Origin of the sequence: Microbacterium sp. 2MCAF23 (genome assembly GCF_052115565.1) — a bacterium.
Taxonomy (GTDB): Bacteria; Actinomycetota; Actinomycetes; order Actinomycetales; family Microbacteriaceae; genus Microbacterium.
The window spans coordinates 143,166-158,627 of the sequence record NZ_JBFRGY010000003.1 but is presented as its reverse complement, the minus strand read 5'-3'; the positions used below and the strand labels follow the sequence as shown (position 1 = coordinate 158,627).

Annotated in this window: 14 protein-coding genes, 1 tRNA gene and 1 other RNA gene; 11 read left to right on the top strand and 5 right to left on the bottom strand. The window is 70.7% G+C overall.

The window, feature by feature from the left end:
- The first annotated feature begins 84 nt into the window (after window positions 1-84).
- The 6 genes from AB4078_RS04180 to AB4078_RS04155 all read left to right on the top strand — a co-directional run bounded on the left by AB4078_RS04180 (window position 85) and on the right by AB4078_RS04155 (window position 4,454).
- Window positions 85-882, top strand: coding sequence for an IclR family transcriptional regulator (locus AB4078_RS04180; RefSeq protein WP_441976071.1), 798 nt, complete (start codon window positions 85-87; stop codon window positions 880-882).
- 156 nt (window positions 883-1,038) lie between these two features.
- On the top strand, window positions 1,039-1,470 hold the full coding sequence (locus AB4078_RS04175) for a MarR family winged helix-turn-helix transcriptional regulator (RefSeq protein WP_440732079.1): 432 nt from the start codon (window positions 1,039-1,041) through the stop codon (window positions 1,468-1,470).
- Window positions 1,467-2,696, top strand: coding sequence for an MFS transporter (locus AB4078_RS04170; protein WP_440732080.1), 1,230 nt, complete (start codon window positions 1,467-1,469; stop codon window positions 2,694-2,696). The genes AB4078_RS04175 and AB4078_RS04170 overlap by 4 nt, the downstream gene beginning before the upstream one ends.
- Before the next feature lie 100 nt (window positions 2,697-2,796).
- Window positions 2,797-3,072 carry a hypothetical protein gene (locus AB4078_RS04165; RefSeq protein ID WP_440732081.1) on the top strand — a complete coding sequence of 92 codons (276 nt, stop codon included), beginning with the start codon at window positions 2,797-2,799 and terminating at the stop codon, window positions 3,070-3,072.
- Between the two features lie 15 nt (window positions 3,073-3,087).
- Window positions 3,088-3,942: a transposase gene (locus tag AB4078_RS04160; protein WP_441976070.1), complete on the top strand. Its 855-nt coding sequence runs from the start codon at window positions 3,088-3,090 to the stop codon at window positions 3,940-3,942.
- Window positions 3,943-4,121: 179 nt separating this feature from the next.
- The gene (locus AB4078_RS04155) at window positions 4,122-4,454 is read left to right on the top strand and encodes a DUF7882 family protein (protein ID WP_441976069.1); all 333 of its coding nucleotides are present in this window, start codon (window positions 4,122-4,124) and stop codon (window positions 4,452-4,454) included.
- Window positions 4,455-4,568: 114 nt separating this feature from the next.
- Here the strand turns inward: AB4078_RS04155 and AB4078_RS04150 are convergent.
- Window positions 4,569-4,641: transfer RNA gene (locus AB4078_RS04150), tRNA-Lys, on the bottom strand.
- Window positions 4,642-4,805: 164 nt separating this feature from the next.
- Between AB4078_RS04150 and AB4078_RS04145 the strand changes: the two genes are divergently transcribed.
- From AB4078_RS04145 to AB4078_RS04130, 4 genes are read left to right on the top strand one after another with little or no spacing between them, the layout of a single operon-like run.
- Window positions 4,806-5,651 (top strand): inositol monophosphatase family protein, encoded by an 846-nt coding sequence (locus tag AB4078_RS04145; protein ID WP_441976068.1) that lies wholly within the window; start codon window positions 4,806-4,808, stop codon window positions 5,649-5,651.
- Complete coding sequence (locus tag AB4078_RS04140) at window positions 5,651-6,229, top strand: hypothetical protein (protein ID WP_441976067.1); 579 nt, start codon at window positions 5,651-5,653, stop codon at window positions 6,227-6,229. Before AB4078_RS04145 ends, AB4078_RS04140 begins: the two co-directional genes overlap by 1 nt.
- A 46-nt stretch (window positions 6,230-6,275) precedes the next feature.
- Window positions 6,276-9,461: a tetratricopeptide repeat protein gene (locus AB4078_RS04135; RefSeq protein WP_441976066.1), complete on the top strand. Its 3,186-nt coding sequence runs from the start codon at window positions 6,276-6,278 to the stop codon at window positions 9,459-9,461.
- 42 nt (window positions 9,462-9,503) lie between these two features.
- A complete protein-coding gene (locus AB4078_RS04130; protein WP_441976065.1) occupies window positions 9,504-10,043 on the top strand; it encodes a HutD/Ves family protein in 540 nt (179 codons plus the stop codon).
- A 96-nt stretch (window positions 10,044-10,139) separates the two neighbouring features.
- Here AB4078_RS04130 and ssrA read toward each other — a convergent pair.
- Together ssrA and AB4078_RS04120 are read right to left on the bottom strand one after the other, a co-directional pair.
- Window positions 10,140-10,509, bottom strand: a transfer-messenger RNA (tmRNA) gene (gene ssrA / locus AB4078_RS04125).
- A gap of 182 nt (window positions 10,510-10,691) precedes the next feature.
- Window positions 10,692-11,030 carry a hypothetical protein gene (locus AB4078_RS04120; RefSeq protein ID WP_441976064.1) on the bottom strand — a complete coding sequence of 113 codons (339 nt, stop codon included), beginning with the start codon at window positions 11,028-11,030 and terminating at the stop codon, window positions 10,692-10,694.
- 182 nt (window positions 11,031-11,212) lie between these two features.
- On the opposite strand from AB4078_RS04120, the gene AB4078_RS04115 reads away from it, so the two are divergent.
- Window positions 11,213-11,869, top strand: a complete 657-nt coding sequence (locus tag AB4078_RS04115) for an SIMPL domain-containing protein (protein ID WP_441976063.1) — start codon at window positions 11,213-11,215, stop codon at window positions 11,867-11,869.
- Between the two features lie 36 nt (window positions 11,870-11,905).
- Here the strand turns inward: AB4078_RS04115 and AB4078_RS04110 are convergent, their stop codons facing one another.
- Window positions 11,906-13,852 (bottom strand): MSCRAMM family protein, encoded by a 1,947-nt coding sequence (locus tag AB4078_RS04110; protein WP_441976062.1) that lies wholly within the window; start codon window positions 13,850-13,852, stop codon window positions 11,906-11,908.
- 95 nt (window positions 13,853-13,947) lie between these two features.
- Window positions 13,948-15,453 carry a GTPase HflX gene (hflX, locus tag AB4078_RS04105; protein ID WP_441976061.1) on the bottom strand — a complete coding sequence of 502 codons (1,506 nt, stop codon included), beginning with the start codon at window positions 15,451-15,453 and terminating at the stop codon, window positions 13,948-13,950.
- Window positions 15,454-15,462: the final 9 nt, after the last annotated feature.

Below are 15,462 nucleotides of genomic sequence, written 5' to 3'. Positions count from 1 at the left end.
TACGACTTCCACTCTGCGCCGGTGCGCCGGGGCGTTCAAGCCCGCGCTTGCGATGTGGTCACCCACGTCAGTAGCGTCCACATCATGGAACAAGCGTCTGCCGCGAAGCGCTCCGTCCCCGGCGCCCAGGCGATCGCGCGCGCCGCGGAGCTGCTCCGCCTCGTCACGGCCGCACCCGATGGCGCCGCGCTGCAGCGGCTCGCCGCGACCTCGGGACTCAGCCGCTCGACCGTGCATCGGCTGCTGTCGGCACTGCGCGCGGAGGGCCTCGTGGACCAGGATCCGCAGACCGCTCTCTGGATGCCCGGACCGGAGCTCTATCTCATGGGAACAGTGGCCGCGGCGCGCTACGACATCACCGAGCTCGCCCGCGACATCGTGCGCTCCCTGGCGGTGAAGACCGAGGAGAGCGCGTTCCTCTCGGTACGGAGAGCGGATGAGACCGTGTGCCTTCTGCGCGAGGAGGGCGCATTCCCCATCCGCTCCTTCGTGCTCAGCGAGGGGGTGCGCTTCCCGCTCGGCGTCGCCAGCGCCGGGCTCGCGATCCTGTCCTTCCTGCCGGACCACGATGTGGATGCCTATCTCGGGCGGCACCCCGAGCTCGGCGAGCTGTGGGGACGCACGCACACCGAGACACCGCTGCGCCGTCGCCTGGCCGAGACCAAGGCGCGCGGGTACGCGGTGAACCCCGGGCTCATCGTCGAGGGCAGCTGGGGCATGGGGGCCGCGGTGTTCGACCGCGACGGTCGTCCGGAGTGGGCCCTGAGTCTCACCGGAGTCGAGTTCCGCTTCGGCCCCGATCGCCTGCCCGCGCTCGGACGGACGCTGCTCGCGCACGCGCATCAACTCTCCGCCCGGATCGCCGGCCGCGCCGCGCGCTGACGCCGGGACCATCGGCCGCGGCGGGTCCGCGCCGCGGCCGATTTACTCCGCTCACTGGTCGCGTAATGCGGTTCTGATTGCGCCAGAACCGCAATCTGCGACCAGTGAGCGTGCGGACCCTTGCCAGATGCATACCATTGGATATATACTTCAGGTATGAATCACGGCGAGATCCTGCAGTCGATCGTGTTCTCGACGCACACGCTCACCCGCATCGCCGCCCAGGAGGCCGGAAACGACGCTCCCGCCGCGCAGTGGCGGGCACTGAGCCTGCTCGACGGGCAGGACGGGCAACGCGTCGGAGAGCTCGCGAAGGCGAGCCGCACCACGCAGCCCGGGATGACCCGGATGCTCGGCCAGTTGGAGCAGGAGGGGCTTGTACTGCGCTCCCCCGACCCCGAGGACTCCCGGGCGACGGTCGTGACGATCACGGCCGACGGGCGTCGCGCCCTTCAGGCATGGCGCGAAGAGTTGCAGCAGATCCTCGCGCCGCGATTCAGCGACCTCGACGACACGGACTGGCAGCACCTGGCCCGCGCCGCGGAGATCCTGCGCACGCATTCGCTTCTGGAAAGGACAGCACGTTGAGTACCACCGGTTCCTCGGTATCGATCTGGAGACAGCCCGCACAGGTGTGGGCGGTCGCCTTCGCCTGCGTCGTGGCGTTCATGGGCATCGGATTGGTCGACCCGATCCTCCCCGCCATCGCCAAGTCCCTCGAGGCGACGCCCGTTCAGACCGAGCTGCTGTTCACCAGCTACCTGCTCGTCACCGGTGTGGCGATGCTGTTCACGAGCTGGATCTCCAGCCGCATCGGGGCCAAGGCCACCCTGCTGATCGGCCTCGCGCTCATCGTGGCCTTCGCGCTGTTCTGCGCGCTGAGCGGCAGCGTCGATGCGATCATCGGCTTCCGCGCCGGCTGGGGCCTCGGCAACGCGCTGTTCATCTCCACGGCGCTCGCGACGATCGTCGGCGCCGCCAGCGGCGGATCCAGCGCCGCGATCATCCTCTATGAGGCCGCCCTCGGTCTCGGCATCGCGATCGGACCGCTGCTCGGCGGGCTCCTCGGCGAGGTCGCCTGGCAGGGACCGTTCTTCGGCGTCGTGGCACTCATGGCCATCGGCTTCATCGCGGTGCTCACACTGCTGCGCGGACCGTTCGAGAAGCGCGAGCCGGTGCCGTTCTCCGCGCCGTTCAAGGCTCTCGGCCGTCCGGCCCTGAGCGTGCTGGCCGTCGCCGCCCTGTTCTACAACATCGGCTTCTTCGTGCTGCTGGCGTTCTCGCCGTTCCCCCTCGGGTTCAGCGCTATCGGCATCGGCCTGACCTTCTTCGGCTGGGGCATCGCACTGGCGGTCACGAGCGTCTGGGTGGCGCCGATCCTGCTGCGCCGGATGCCGATCACCCGGATCATCCTGTTCGTGCTGCCGCTGTTGGCGATCGACCTGATCGTCGCCGGAGTCCTGGTGGCGACCCCGATCGCGCTGGTGATCTGCATCATCGTCGGCGGTCTGCTGCTCGGCATCATGAACACCGTGCTCACCGAGGCCGTCATGGAGGCGACGGATCTGCCGCGCTCGGTCGCATCATCGGCCTACTCCGCGGTGCGATTCATCGGCGGCGCGGTCGCTCCTCCCCTCGCCGCGCTCCTGTCCCACCTCTGGGGTGACACCGTGCCCTACCTGTTCGCGGGGGTCTCCGTGCTCATCGCCGCACTGGTGGTGCTCTTCGGGCGCCGTGCGCTCGCGCACATCGACCGTGGCTCGCACGATGCCGCAGAGGATGCGGAGGCGATCCTCATCGGCGACGCCGCCTGAGGATCCGCACCCGACCCGAACGGGTGCCGCGAACGGCCTGTCCCGCACAACGCTGCGCGGGACGGGCTTCGTCGTCGGTGCCGGGCTCTACGCTGGAACCATGCTGATCGGTGTCATCCGCCCTGTCGAATCCAAGACCCACACCGTGCAGGCCGAGGAGCTGGACGAGATCCAGGATCTGCTCGCCGCCGAGACCCCGAAGGGATGGCAGCTCGCCTCGGCCCCCGTCGCGATGGCCAAGAAGGACACCGTGCTGACCGCGGAGGGGACCATCGTGCGCCGTGACGGCGTGCAGGAGATCGAGGCAGACGACATGCCGGCGCTCGAGGCGAAGGTGCCGAGCGGCTATCAACTGCTCTCGGTGCGGGTCGTCTGAGCGCCGGAGCCGATCGTGACCGACCTCGAGGCGATCGCGGCCGACCTGTACGCGGGTCCGCCCGGCGACTTCGTGTCCGCGCGGAACGCCCGTGCGAAGGAGGCGGAGGACGCAGCCGTCGCCGATCGGATCCGGGCCCTGCGGAAGCCGAGCGTCGCCGCGTGGGTCGTGAACGTCTTCGCCCGCGAACGAGCGCAGCAGCTCGACCAGGCCCTCCGGCTGGCCGACGAGCTGCGGGAGGCGCAGGCTGACATCGACGCGGTGACGCTCGCCGAGCTCACCCGCCAACGCCGTGCGCTGACCGAACAGCTCGCCGCCGAAGCCGACGCCCTGGCGACAGCGCGCGGCGAACGCATCACCACGGCAACCCGCGACGCCGTCCGCCAGACGATCACGGCCGCATTCTTCGATCCCGCCGCCGCCGCGGCCGTCGCATCCGGCCGGCTCGTGCACGAGCTCGAGCCCTCGGCCGAGTTCCCCCTCGACTTCGACACGATCCTGCGCGGCGGCGCACCGTCCGGCCGCCCCACCCCGCCCGAGCCCGTGGACGAGGTCAAAGCCCGGCGGGAGCTGCGGAAGGCCCAGGCCGCATTGCACGATGCCGAGCAGGCTCATGTGCGCGCCACGCGGGAGCTCGGCGCGGCCGACCGCGATGTGCGGGACGCCTCGGGGCGTGCGGCGCAGCTGGACACGCGGATCGCCGACCTCGAGGCCGACCTGGTCCGCGCGCACGCCGCCGCGGTAGCCGCGCGCACCGAGGCCACCGCTGCTGCAGACCGCCGGACGCAGGCCGCCGACCGTGCGACGGCGACCGAGAAGGCTGTCGAGGCCGCACAGCGCGCCGTCGATGCGCTGAACGCCGAAGCCTGAGCCGGCCCGGCCTGAGGCGCCTCACCGACGCTTAGCGGCCCAAGGGGCGACTCGTCAACCCCACCCCTTCACCGCCGGATCTGTGGGACTCTAGAGGAGTTCCCCACATGCGATCACTCGGATCGCGCCTCTTGGCACGGGTTTCCGTGGCGACGAACAGGCGAAACGGGTGACCCCTCATGGGCGTACTTTTCTACGGCAGTGCCGAGCACGCGATCGAGATCGACGACGTCGCTCTCGCACACCTCAAGGTCGTGATCGCGACCAAGCTCCGACGGAACGAGAGCTTCACGCTGTCGTGGATGCACGACAGCGGCCAGCCCCTCGGCCGGTCCACGATCTGGCTGCATCCGTCCATCGAGCTGCGGTTCGCGTTCGAAGAACCGACTCCCCCGCCGCTCGATCCGGCGAAGATCCAGGCATACGCGAACTCCGCGAACACGTCCGGCGGCATCCTCGTCCCGGAAGAACACATTCTCGGATCGAGCCGCGGTGTCGTACTCACGGCCTGAGCTCGCCGGCAACCCGCAGGAGTGATCAGCCCGCTCCGTCTCGGTGCGGGCCCCGAGCTCCCTGGAGCGCAGAAAAGCCCCGGTAGATGGCGAGATCTAATCGGGGCTTATCCGTGCACCCCCTCGGACTTGAACCGAGAACCCACTGATTAAGAGTCAGTTGCTCTGCCGATTGAGCTAGAGGTGCGTATCTGGCCGGTTCCCCGGCCGAGGAATCACATTACCAGCGGATCCGACGGAAGCGAAATCGGGGCCGGGTCCGCGTGCATCCCTGGCGTGTCGTCCGCCCGGAGTGCGCTCTGGGCCGCGTTCGCCCAGGGTTCCTCCGCTCGCCGCCGGTATCCTGAAGACGTGTCTGAGACCCGCGCCGAAGCCGATTTCCAGAGCGACCTCGACCTCGCTCTCCGCCTTGCCGATGCCGCCGACGCGCAGTCGCTGCCGCGCTTCGACGCCGCAGATCTGAACGTGTCGCTCAAGGCCGATCGCTCCCACGTCACGGATGCGGATCTGGCGACGGAGCGCGCGATCCGGGAGATCCTGCAGGCCGAGCGCCCGGAGGACGGGATCCTCGGTGAGGAGTACGGCACCTCGGGCGACACGCACCGGCAGTGGATCGTCGACCCGATCGACGGCACCGCGAACTTCCTTCGCGGCGTGCCCCTGTGGGGAACGATGATCAGCCTCGCCGTCGACGGTGTGGCCCGGGTCGGCGTGGTCAGCATGCCGGCGCTCGGCCGGCGCTGGTGGGCGGCCCCCGGGCTCGGCGCCTGGGCGTCGACCGACGTAGAGCCGCGCCGGATCCGGGTGTCGGAGGTCGCGGACCTGGATGACGCGAGTGTGAGCTTCCAGAGCATCTCCCAGTGGGACGAGGCCGGGCATCTCGACACGCTCATCGCCCTGAGCCGGCGCGTGTGGCGCGACCGCGCCTACGGCGACGTGTTCTCGTACATGATGCTCGCCGAGGGCCGCATCGACATGGTCGCGGAGTTCGGCGTCAAGGAGTACGACATCGCGGCGGCTTTCGCGATCGTCGCCGAGGCGGGCGGCACGGCCACGGCGTTCGACGGCGCGCCCACGCTCTCCGGGCGCTCGGCGCTCGCCACGAACGGCGTCTTGCACCCGGCGTTCCTGGAGCAGTTGTGCACGTCGGTGGCGCAGCCCGACCCGGCGGGACTGCAGAGCCCGGCCGCTCCCTGATGCGCCTCCTCGCACGCGTGGTGCTGCCGCTGGGGCTCGCTGTCGGCGTGCTCACGGCAGCCACCGCGTGCGGCGGCGGCGCCTCCCCCGGCGTCACGGCCAAGCCCACGCCGGACGCGACCAGCACCGTCCCCGAACCGGCGGCGCAGCCGTCGACGGATGCGCCGGCGACCCCTCCCGCCGCGCTGAGCTGCGAGACCCTGATCCCGTCGGACACCGTCGCCGCCCTGCACAAGCAGGAGTGGGCCGCGATGAAGCGCGACTTCGCCTTCGGGCCGGATGCGCTGCCCGGCGGCATCGAGTGCCTGTGGTCGGATCCGGCCACCGCCTCCGACCGCGGTCTGCTGTACGGGTGGGCGCCGATCTCCTCCGCCGAGGCGAAAGCCCGCCAGGAGCAGCTCATCGCATCGGGCTGGACCCGTGAGGACAGCGACCGGGGTGTGTACATCACGGCCGATCCGCGCGCCTCGCTCAGCAAGGACGAAGACGGTTACGGCATGACCTATCTCTTCGGCCCGGGCTGGGTGACCGTCTCCGATACGAAGCAGGGCCTGGTCCTGATCGAACCCCGGGGATGATCGCGAGTTGCCCGCCACCCCGCGGCCTTCTACTGTCGAGAGCGTGATGGCAGATGCGCTCCAGTCCGCGTGGTCCGACGTCGCGAGCCAGGATCCGGTGCGCATCGCCCAGGCCCTCGACGCCTTCCGCGGACTGCTCCCCCAAGCGCTGATGACCGAAGGCGAAGGCGGCGATGCGCACCGCAGCGCGCTGCGCGGACTGGCCTACGGCCTGGACGAACTCGGCCGCGAGGACGACGCCCGAGAGCTGTACCGCACGCTCGCAGAGGTCTGCGAGACCGCTCTCGCGGATCAGGCGATTCTGAAGGAGCACCGCCAGCAGCTCTTCGACGACCGCCTCTACGCCCGCGCCGCCGAGCAGATGGTCGGGCAGACGTCGGCCTCCGCCGCCGTCGTGGCGGCGCTGGACGCCCTCATCGCCGAGGGCGAGCATGAGCTCGGCGGCGCGCACGGCCGCGTGCTGTGGCTGCTGGACCGGCGCGCCCAGCTGCTCACCCGGATGAACCCGGCGGAGGGTCTGCATGCCTACGACCTGCTCATCGCCCGCGCCGCGGCCGCGGACGAGCAGAGCGAGAACCACTTGACGGCGCTCGCAGCGAAGGCCACGGAGCTCTCCCGGCTGGACGAGGACGAGCAGTCCGCCCTGCTCTGGGGACAGGTGCTGGACGGGCGCCGTGCGTTGCTGGGAATGGACGCGCCTGCCACGCTCGACGCCTGGTGGTGGCGCGCGAGGACCCGCTACTGGTCGGGCGACGCGTCCGGAGCCGATGCCGACCTCTCGCTGCTGATCCCGGCGCTGCAGCGGCAACGCGGTGAGGACGACGCGCTCACCCTGGACGCGATGAAGTTCCGCACCACCACACTGCGAGTGCTCGCCCACGACGGAGCGATCGCCGAGGATCCGCTGCCACTGGTGCGCCGGATCGCCGTGCTGGAGACCGCGCGCTTCGGCCCGGGCGCCGACCAGGTGCTCACCTCCCGGATGATGGCGGTCGAGGTGCAACTCGATCGCGCGGACAGCCCAGGAGGGTGGCCCGGGCTGATCGCGGAGGCCCGTGAGATCGTCGACGACACGGCGGATCGCCCGCCGGGCTCCTCGCTCGCGCTGCGCTCGCGCGACCTCCTCGCCCGCGTGCTGCGCGACGCCCGCGAGCAGGAGCCGTCGCCTGCGCTCATCGAGACCGCGCTCGCCACAGCCGTCGCCCGATGCGTGCATCTCGACCGTGCTGTCGAGGGGCTGCCGCGCGCCGGCGTCGCGGCGGAAGCCGATCCGGGGTCAGACACGGATCGGACGGCCGACGCGGATCCGGATCCGTCCCTCGCCGCGCCGCAGCAGCTCGCGAATGACATCGCACACGCATGGACCGATCTGTCCCGATGGCACGAACCGCACTCCCCCGAAGCCCTGGACGCGCTTCGGGCAGGCGCCGACCGACTCCGCGGGTTCGGCGCTGCCGGGCGCCGGAGCGAGATCGACGTGCGGGACGACTTCGGCTCGGCCCTCCGCGATGCCGGCCGTGGATCCGACGCTCTCGCCGAGTTCGAGCGGTCGCTGGAACTGGAGCTGAGTCTCGCCGCGGAGGCGTCGACCGCCGAGGACCGGCAGACCGCCGCGACCAGGCTCGCGCAGTCCCGGTACGCGCTCGGCGCCACGCTGCGCGGTATCGGACGCAACGCGGAGGGCGAGGCGCTGCTCGCCGACGCCATCGAGATCGCGCAGCACGATGGCGCGGCCCCGCGGATCATCTCCGAGCTCCGGGACACCCGAGCGCTCGCCCTGCAGGATCTGGGACGCAGCGACGAGGCCGCCGCCGAGATGCGTGCGCTCTACGAGGCCTCGGGGGATGTCGGCCACGCGATCGACCTCGCCGCGGTGTATCTGCGCAGCGACCGCGCCGCCGAGGCGGAGGCGCTGCTTCGGCCCGTCCTGGCCGAGTTGGAGGCGGAGGGATCCGCCGAGACCGCCCAGGCCTCCCGCGTCATCGGCAATCTCGCCCTCGCCGCGTGCCAGCTCGGCCGCGATGCCGAAGCCGCGGCGACCTACGACCGGCTGTACGGGCTGCAGTCGCGCATCCTCGGCACGGAGCACCGCGACACTCTCATCACTCTGCACAACCGTGCGCAGGAGGAACGGCACCTCGGCCGCTTCGGCGAGGCGGTCCGTCGCTTCGAATCGGTCCTCGCACGGCGCACGGCCGCTCTCGGCGCCCGCGATCCGCACACTCTCAGCACGCTCTCCGCCCTCGCCGGCACGGTCGCCGATGCCGGTGACCTGCCCCGCGCCAGGGAGCTGACCGAGCGCGTCGTCGCAGAGACGCGAGAGGTCCTCGGCGAGACGGATCCGCAGACGCTGCACCGCATCCGCGATCTGGACGGGATCCTCGCCCGTCTCGGCGACGCCCAGCAGGATCGCGACATGCTGGCCGACCAGGTCAGGGCCGGGTTCGCATCGGGAGAGGGCGCGTCCGACGACGGATCCTCCTCCTCGCCCGGGCTCGCGGCGCTGCGCTTTGCCGACCACCTCGCCCGGCAGAGTCGCTACGGCGATGCCCTCGTCGAATACAGCCGCGCCCGCGACGCGCTGAGCGCGAACGCCGGAATCGACTGGCTGCGGGCCGAACGCGGCGCCGCCGAGTGCTCGAAGCGGCTCGGCGCGTACCGTGAGGCCGCCGACGCCTACGCGCGCATCGTGCCGCAGCTCGAGCGGCTGCTGCCCGGCGACCGGTGGGCCCTGGCAGACGCACTGAACGACCGCAGCCTCGCTCTGTCGCATCTGGGACGTGTCGACGAGATGGCCGACGTGCAGCGGCGGGCGATCCAGGTCGCCGACGGCGCCGGCTCCGACCCCGGGCGGGCCGTGCAGCTGCGCATCTGGCTCGGCCGGCGCCTGGCCGAGGCCCAGCGCTTCCCGGAAGCGCTCGCGGCGTACGACGATGCCGCCGAGACCGGCGCCCGAACGGTCGGCGCGGAGCACGCGATCACGCTCGACGCCACCGACGATCGTGCCGAGACGCTGATCTCGCTCGGACGGCACCGCGAGGCGCTGCGGATCTACCGCACCAACATCCCCGCCATGGAGCGCGTGCTCGGCGCCGACTCCGCGGCTGTGCGACGCGCTCGCGGCAAGCAGAAGGCGTCCGCCCAGCAGACCTCGAAGACCCGCTCGGCGATCGTCGGTGGCGTGATCGTGGCCGCGATCCTCGTCTACGTCATCGTGTCGCGGATGACCTGAGTGACAGGCTACTGAGCGCCGGCGCCCTCTACGATCGGCTGCATGACCGTTGTGATCGTCGAGTACGCCGCCCTCCCTCCGCGCCCGTGGAAGAACGGCCGCGGTGTCACCCGGATCCTGTTCGACGACGCCGACGCCACGGACGCATGGACCTGGCGGATCAGCATCGCCGAGATCACCGGCACGCAGCCGTACAGCGCCTACCCCGGAGTGCACCGAGGGCAGGTCGCACTCGGTCCCGGTGCCGTCGACCTGGTGATCAACGGCCGGAACACGGTGCTGGCGGTCGATGAGGTCATCGAGTTCGACGGCGAGGACGAGGTCACCGCGACACCGCGCGAGGCCGGATTCCTCGACCTGAACGTCATGACGCTCCGGGACAACTGGGATTCGACAGTGCAGGTCACCGGCGCTCCGACGTTGAGTGCCGGGCCCGGAGGTCCGACGGCGCTGATCGCCCTCGACGACAGCAGCACGCTCGATGACCGACCGCTCGCGCGCCTCGACGCCGCCCTGCTCGGGCCAGGCACGACCTGCGCGCTGCGCGGCCGTTTCGTGGCGGCGCGACTGCGCCGGAACTGAGGCGCGCGCGAAGAAGCCCCTGCGGTCCGTGGCGAAGACACGGGTCCCAGGGGCTTCTCGCAGTGACAGCGGCTTGGTTCTGACGAGCGGAGCTCGTGGTGGAGCTGGGGGGAATCGAACCCCCGTCCAACGCTGAGTCTCCACGCCTTCTCCGGGCGCAGTCTGTGCAGACGTTCTGCTCGGCTCCGACCTTTGTCACAGACACCTAAGTCGACAAGCCCAGCCTGGGAAGAGTCCCACGTGACGTCCAGACGCCGTCACGCAGCAAGATTCCTAGATGACGCCAGGATCCGTATCGGAATCACATACGGCCTGACGGACTATCGGGCTCGCTTACGCAGCGAGGGCGAAGTCAGTGCGCTTTGCGTTGGCACTTATTGTTTTGCAGGGAGCGTTGACGAGATAACCCTGCATCCTCGGCCCGCTTCTCGTGGATTCACAGGCGCTGTCGAAACCGATCAGCCCCGTGGTCCTTCTTGCGAAGGAGCCGCTGTCACTCTGTGGAATTACCATCGGGCACGTGAAGCACCCGAGCATCACAGGCTACAACGATTGAGACGCTCGCGCCATTCCGAGCGTCGCGCAAGGCGGCACCCCGAGCCCCTTCCCGGGGTACCGCCACTGATCAGCGACGACAGCGTCGCGCGATCAGTGCCCGCCGCTGCCGTTGCACGCCACCCCCGGTGACGGCACGAACTCCTTCAGGCCGGCTTTCACGAACGACCCGTAGGACTGCACGCCGTGATACCTGTCGACGCCGCCAGGGCTCTGATTGCCCCGCACCGCGATGGCGTCGTCGTCGAAGCCCGGAGGGTTGTTCTCCACCGAGTCCATCCTGTCGAGCCCTGAGTAGGCGCATTCGGACGCGGCGTGGGACGGTCCGGATGTCGGGTCTCCGTTCCCGTTGGTCTCGCCTGCATATGCCGCGCTGGATCCCGCTGCAACGAGCCCCAGCGCGATCGCACAGGCGATCGCCAGTCGTTTCATCTGGTCTTCCTCCTTCACGCAGTTCTCTTTGCCGTGGCGCGGAACTGCGCCGCGGTGGCCGAAGTCTACGCGCGCACCGAGGTGGCGTGAAGGGCAGGCGGGCATCACACCCGCCACGGGGGGGCGGCGTCGTGTTGGTCTCTCCAAGACGGCGAGATGGGGCCGTGCCGTAGAGTCGCGGCATGAGCGAGGTCGTCATCACCGTCCGCGGCGAGCATGAGGTGCGGATCGCGCCCGAGCGCGCCATCGTCACCCTGTCCGTCGCACTGGACGGGCCCGACCGCGAGGCGGTCGTCTCCCGGACTCTGGCACTGGCCGACCCGGTCCGTGCGAGCATCGTCGCGCGCGAGGGATCCGGCGCCGTCGAGTCGTGGTCGAGCCGCCGGCTCGCCGTGCGCTCGGAGCGCCCCTGGAGCAATGACGGCACGCGGCTCGCGCTCGTGCACCACGCCTCGGTCGACTTCGCGGCCACCTTCACCGACTTCGCCGAGCTCTCCACGTGGGTGGCCGAGGTGTCCGCCTGGGACGGCGTCTCCGTGTCCGGAACCTCCTGGATCCTCACTCCTGAGACGCGAGCACGCGTCGAGCAGGAGGTCGCCGCCGAGGCCGTGCGAACGGCGGTCACGCGGGCCGGCGCCTATGCGACCGCGCTGGGCCTGACGAGGGTCGAGCCGATCGAGATCGCGGATGCCGGCCTGATCACCGACCACACCGCCGCGGACATGGCCCCGAAGGCGATGCGCGCATTCGCCGCTCCCCCGTCGGGCGCCGGGCTCGAGCTGCAGGGCGATGACCTCACCGTCTCCGCGACCGTCGAGGCGCGGTTCGTCGCGGCCTGAGCGGCGACGGACCGCGCCTCGCGGGCGGTCTCGGACTCAGGCCCGCCTGCGACGTGCGACGATCACGGTGATCGCCCCGGCCAGCAGCAGCACGAGCGCCGCGCCGAGCGCGGGGAACGGATCCGCTCCAGTCGCCGGCAGCGCCCCCGCCCCTGTGCCGCCCGGGACCGTCGTCGGCGCGGGCGTCGGCGTGATGCTCGGGGACGGCGTGGGGGTCGGTGTGACCGCCACCGGCGTCAGGACGAAGTCCTGGCCCTCGATGAGCTCCCCGGCATCCGTGAGCGTGACGGAGCGGCTGACCGGCGTGGCGCCGGTGTATCCGTCGGGCACGGTGACTGCGATCGTGTATTCCCCCGGCGGAAGGTCACCGAGGGCGTAACCGCCGTCGCCGTCCGTCGTGACCGTGACGGCACCGTCGGGCCCGGTCACCGTGACGGTGGCGTTCGCGATCGCACCGCCGTCCTGCGCGGTGACCGCACCCGCGACGGATCCGAGACGGGCGAGTGCGAAGTCGACGTCGGTGACGTCCAGCGCCCCGACCGCCTCTGCGCGGGACGCGGCGCCGGAGACGGCATAGCCCTGGGGCGCCTGAACGGCGACCGTGTAGTCGCCGGAGGGAAGCCGTGGGAAGGAGTAGGTGCCGTCGGCGGCGGTCAGGGTCTGCGCCGTGCCGCCCGGACCGTCCGCCGTGACGACCACTCCGCCGACTCCGTGACCTGCCGCGGTCACGGTGCCCGACAGCGTCGGCAGCTCCTGCAGGACGAAGTCCTTCCCGGTGATCGGCGTCTCGTCGTTGCCCGGCACGGTGAACGGGCTCGGCGAGGAGATCACCGAATAGCCGTCGGGTGCGGTGATGGTGACCGCGTGGATCCCCACGGGGACGTCGTCGAGCAGATAGGTGCCGTCGGCGGCTGTGACGACCGTGCGTCCGCCGTCGAGCGTCACTGTCGCACCGGCGACCGGATTGCCGTGCTGGTCGCGCGCGGTTCCCGACACCGGAACCGGAACGATGTCACGCACCGAGAAGTCGGCCGTCCCGTCAGCGTTCGAGACGTCGACCGTACGGGAGGGGTCGTCGGAGATCTTGCCCGTCGGCGGCGCGATCTGCACGCGATAGCCGTCGGTGGCCAGCACATCGGGGAACGAATAGGTGCCATCGGTCGAGGTCGTGGCCTCACCCAGGACGGACCCGTCGGATCCGATCAGACGCACGACGGTGCCGTCCGAGGGCCCACCGGCGCTCGTGTCTGTCACGGTGCCCGAGATCGTGCGCGTGATGGCCGCGAACCACGTCTGGTAGACCGGGAACCCGGCGCGGCGGGTGAACGCGAACGTCAGGGAGGCGATCGGCGCGTTCGGTTCGAACCAGGCGGACGCCCCGCTCGTGTCCGTGGCGGTCGGGTTGCCGGTGAGCGTCGTCGTGGCGGGGTCCCAGCTCGGCACGTCCGCGGCATCGCCCGTGCAGGACGGCTTGCCGGCGAGGCCGGGGGCGCAGTAGTTGAACCCGCCGCGGAAACCGAGCTGTGCGGCGGTGAGCGTCTGCCCGTCAGGACCGAGAGCCGTGATCCGCACCTTGTCGGCGTCGATGTCGCCCAGCACGAACGTCCAGTTGACGGTCGGCGTCGGTCGAGTGAAGGTGTAGGTGGTCTCGGAGGGAGACGTGGCGTTGTCGGCGCGCGGGCGCAGGTTCAGATACTGCTGGTCGCGGCTGCTGCCGTACTTCGCCCCGACGTCGGTCGATGCGGCCAGCCAGACGCTGGCACCGGAGATCACACCGACGGATCCGCCGCGCGAATCGCTGGTGTAGTCGGCCTGCAGCTGCGGCGAGGCGATCTGCACGTGCCCCGAGTACGCGCCGCTGGACCCCTGCATATCACCCCAGTCGGCCCAGGGCGTGCCGGTCGCGGCGGAGGCGGGCACGCCGAAGGCGAGGGCGGTGAGCGCTGTCAGAGCGGCGGCGGCGAACGCGACGGTACGTCTCATACCGATATGTTGGCAGAGATCCGCGCCCGCCGCCGCCCAAGGCGCCCTCCGACGAGAAGACCTCGATCGCCCGGAAGCGCTCGCGGCCGCCGCCCTCAGACCGCGAACGGCGCGAGTTCCGCCGCGAGCCTCTCGTTGACGTGCGCATGGATGCGGGTCCCCGCCTCCTCGTGCGCGACGTCGATCAGCAGTCCGCTCTCATGCACGGCCGCGACAAGATCGCCACGGTCGTACGGTACGACGGCGTGGACCTCCACGGCCGGCTTCGGCAGCACTTCGTCGATCGCGGCACGCAGCTCGGGGATGCCCTCACCGCTGCGCGATGACACGAAATGGGCCCCGGGAACGAGCCCGCGCAGCACCATCCGCTCATCGTCGCTCAGCAGATCGGCCTTGTTGAACACGATGATCTCGGGGATGCTGCGCGCTCCCACGTCGCCCATCACGTCGCGCACCGTCTTGATCTGCCCGGCCGGATCCGGGTGGGATCCATCGACGACGTGAACGATGACGTCCGCGTCGGCGACCTCTTCGAGGGTCGAGCGGAACGCCTCCACGAGCTGGTGCGGCAGGTTGCGCACGAAGCCGACGGTGTCGGTGAGCGTGTAGACGCGGCCGTCCGTCGTCTCCGAGCGGCGCACGGTGGCGTCCAGCGTCGCGAACAGGGCGTTCTCGACGAGCACGCCCGCACTGGTGAGCGCGTTGAGCAGGCTGGACTTGCCGGCGTTCGTGTACCCCGCGATCGCCACAGAGGGGATCGTGTGGCGCTTGCGCTCGGCGCGCTTGGCCTCGCGGGCAGGCTTGAAATCGCGGATCTGCTTGCGCAGCATCGCCATGCGGGTGCGGATGCGGCGGCGGTCGAGTTCGATCTTCGTCTCACCAGGCCCGCGCGAGCCCATGCCCGCGCCGCCGGCGCCGACCTGGCCACCGGCCTGACGGCTCATCGACTCGCCCCAACCGCGCAGCCGCGGCAGGAGGTACTCGAGCTGCGCGAGTTCGACCTGCGCGCGCCCTTCGCGGCTCTTGGCGTGCTGGCTGAAGATATCGAGGATCACCGTGGTGCGGTCGATGACCTTCACCTTGACGACGTCCTCGAGGGCACGCCGCTGGGAGGACGCGAGCTCCGTGTCGGCGATCACCGTGTCGGCGCCGACCGCGGCCACGATGTCCTTGAGCTCCTGGGCCTTGCCACGACCCAGGTAGGTGGCGGGATCCGGGTGCGGCCGACGCTGCAGCAGGCCGTCCAGCACGACGGCACCGGCAGTCTCGGCGAGCGCGGCGAGCTCGCGCAGAGAGTTCTCGGCGTCCTCCTGCGCGCCCTGCGGATACACGCCGACCAGCACCACGTTCTCCAGTCGGAGCTGGCGGTACTCGACCTCGGTGACGTCCTCGAGTTCGGTGCTCAGGCCTGCCACGCGCCGCAGCGCGTGCCGGTCCTCCACCTCCCACTGCTCGCCGTCGGCGGAGGTGTAGCCGGCGGTGGCCGTGTCCTGCAGCGCCTGTGCGGATCCGAAGACGTGCGATTCCGCCCGTCGCTCCGCTGATGCCAGGACGCGCTCGACCGCGTCGCCGTGCTCGTCTTGTGTCGTGGACTGCGTCATCCGCACCTT

What these genes read in the sequence shown, in the direction of transcription:
- AB4078_RS04120 (WP_441976064.1), bottom strand. Translation starts at nt 11,030, where the DNA reads ATGAAACGACTGGCGATCGCCTGTGCGATCGCGCTGGGGCTCGTTGCA.
- AB4078_RS04175 (WP_440732079.1), top strand. Translation starts at nt 1,039, where the DNA reads ATGAATCACGGCGAGATCCTGCAGTCGATCGTGTTCTCGACGCACACG.
- AB4078_RS04110 (WP_441976062.1), bottom strand. Translation starts at nt 13,852, where the DNA reads ATGAGACGTACCGTCGCGTTCGCCGCCGCCGCTCTGACAGCGCTCACC.
- AB4078_RS04115 (WP_441976063.1), top strand. Translation starts at nt 11,213, where the DNA reads ATGAGCGAGGTCGTCATCACCGTCCGCGGCGAGCATGAGGTGCGGATC.
- AB4078_RS04130 (WP_441976065.1), top strand. Translation starts at nt 9,504, where the DNA reads ATGACCGTTGTGATCGTCGAGTACGCCGCCCTCCCTCCGCGCCCGTGG.
- AB4078_RS04165 (WP_440732081.1), top strand. Translation starts at nt 2,797, where the DNA reads ATGCTGATCGGTGTCATCCGCCCTGTCGAATCCAAGACCCACACCGTG.
- hflX (WP_441976061.1), bottom strand. Translation starts at nt 15,453, where the DNA reads ATGACGCAGTCCACGACACAAGACGAGCACGGCGACGCGGTCGAGCGC.
- AB4078_RS04180 (WP_441976071.1), top strand. Translation starts at nt 85, where the DNA reads ATGGAACAAGCGTCTGCCGCGAAGCGCTCCGTCCCCGGCGCCCAGGCG.
- AB4078_RS04155 (WP_441976069.1), top strand. Translation starts at nt 4,122, where the DNA reads ATGGGCGTACTTTTCTACGGCAGTGCCGAGCACGCGATCGAGATCGAC.
- AB4078_RS04135 (WP_441976066.1), top strand. Translation starts at nt 6,276, where the DNA reads ATGGCAGATGCGCTCCAGTCCGCGTGGTCCGACGTCGCGAGCCAGGAT.
- AB4078_RS04140 (WP_441976067.1), top strand. Translation starts at nt 5,651, where the DNA reads ATGCGCCTCCTCGCACGCGTGGTGCTGCCGCTGGGGCTCGCTGTCGGC.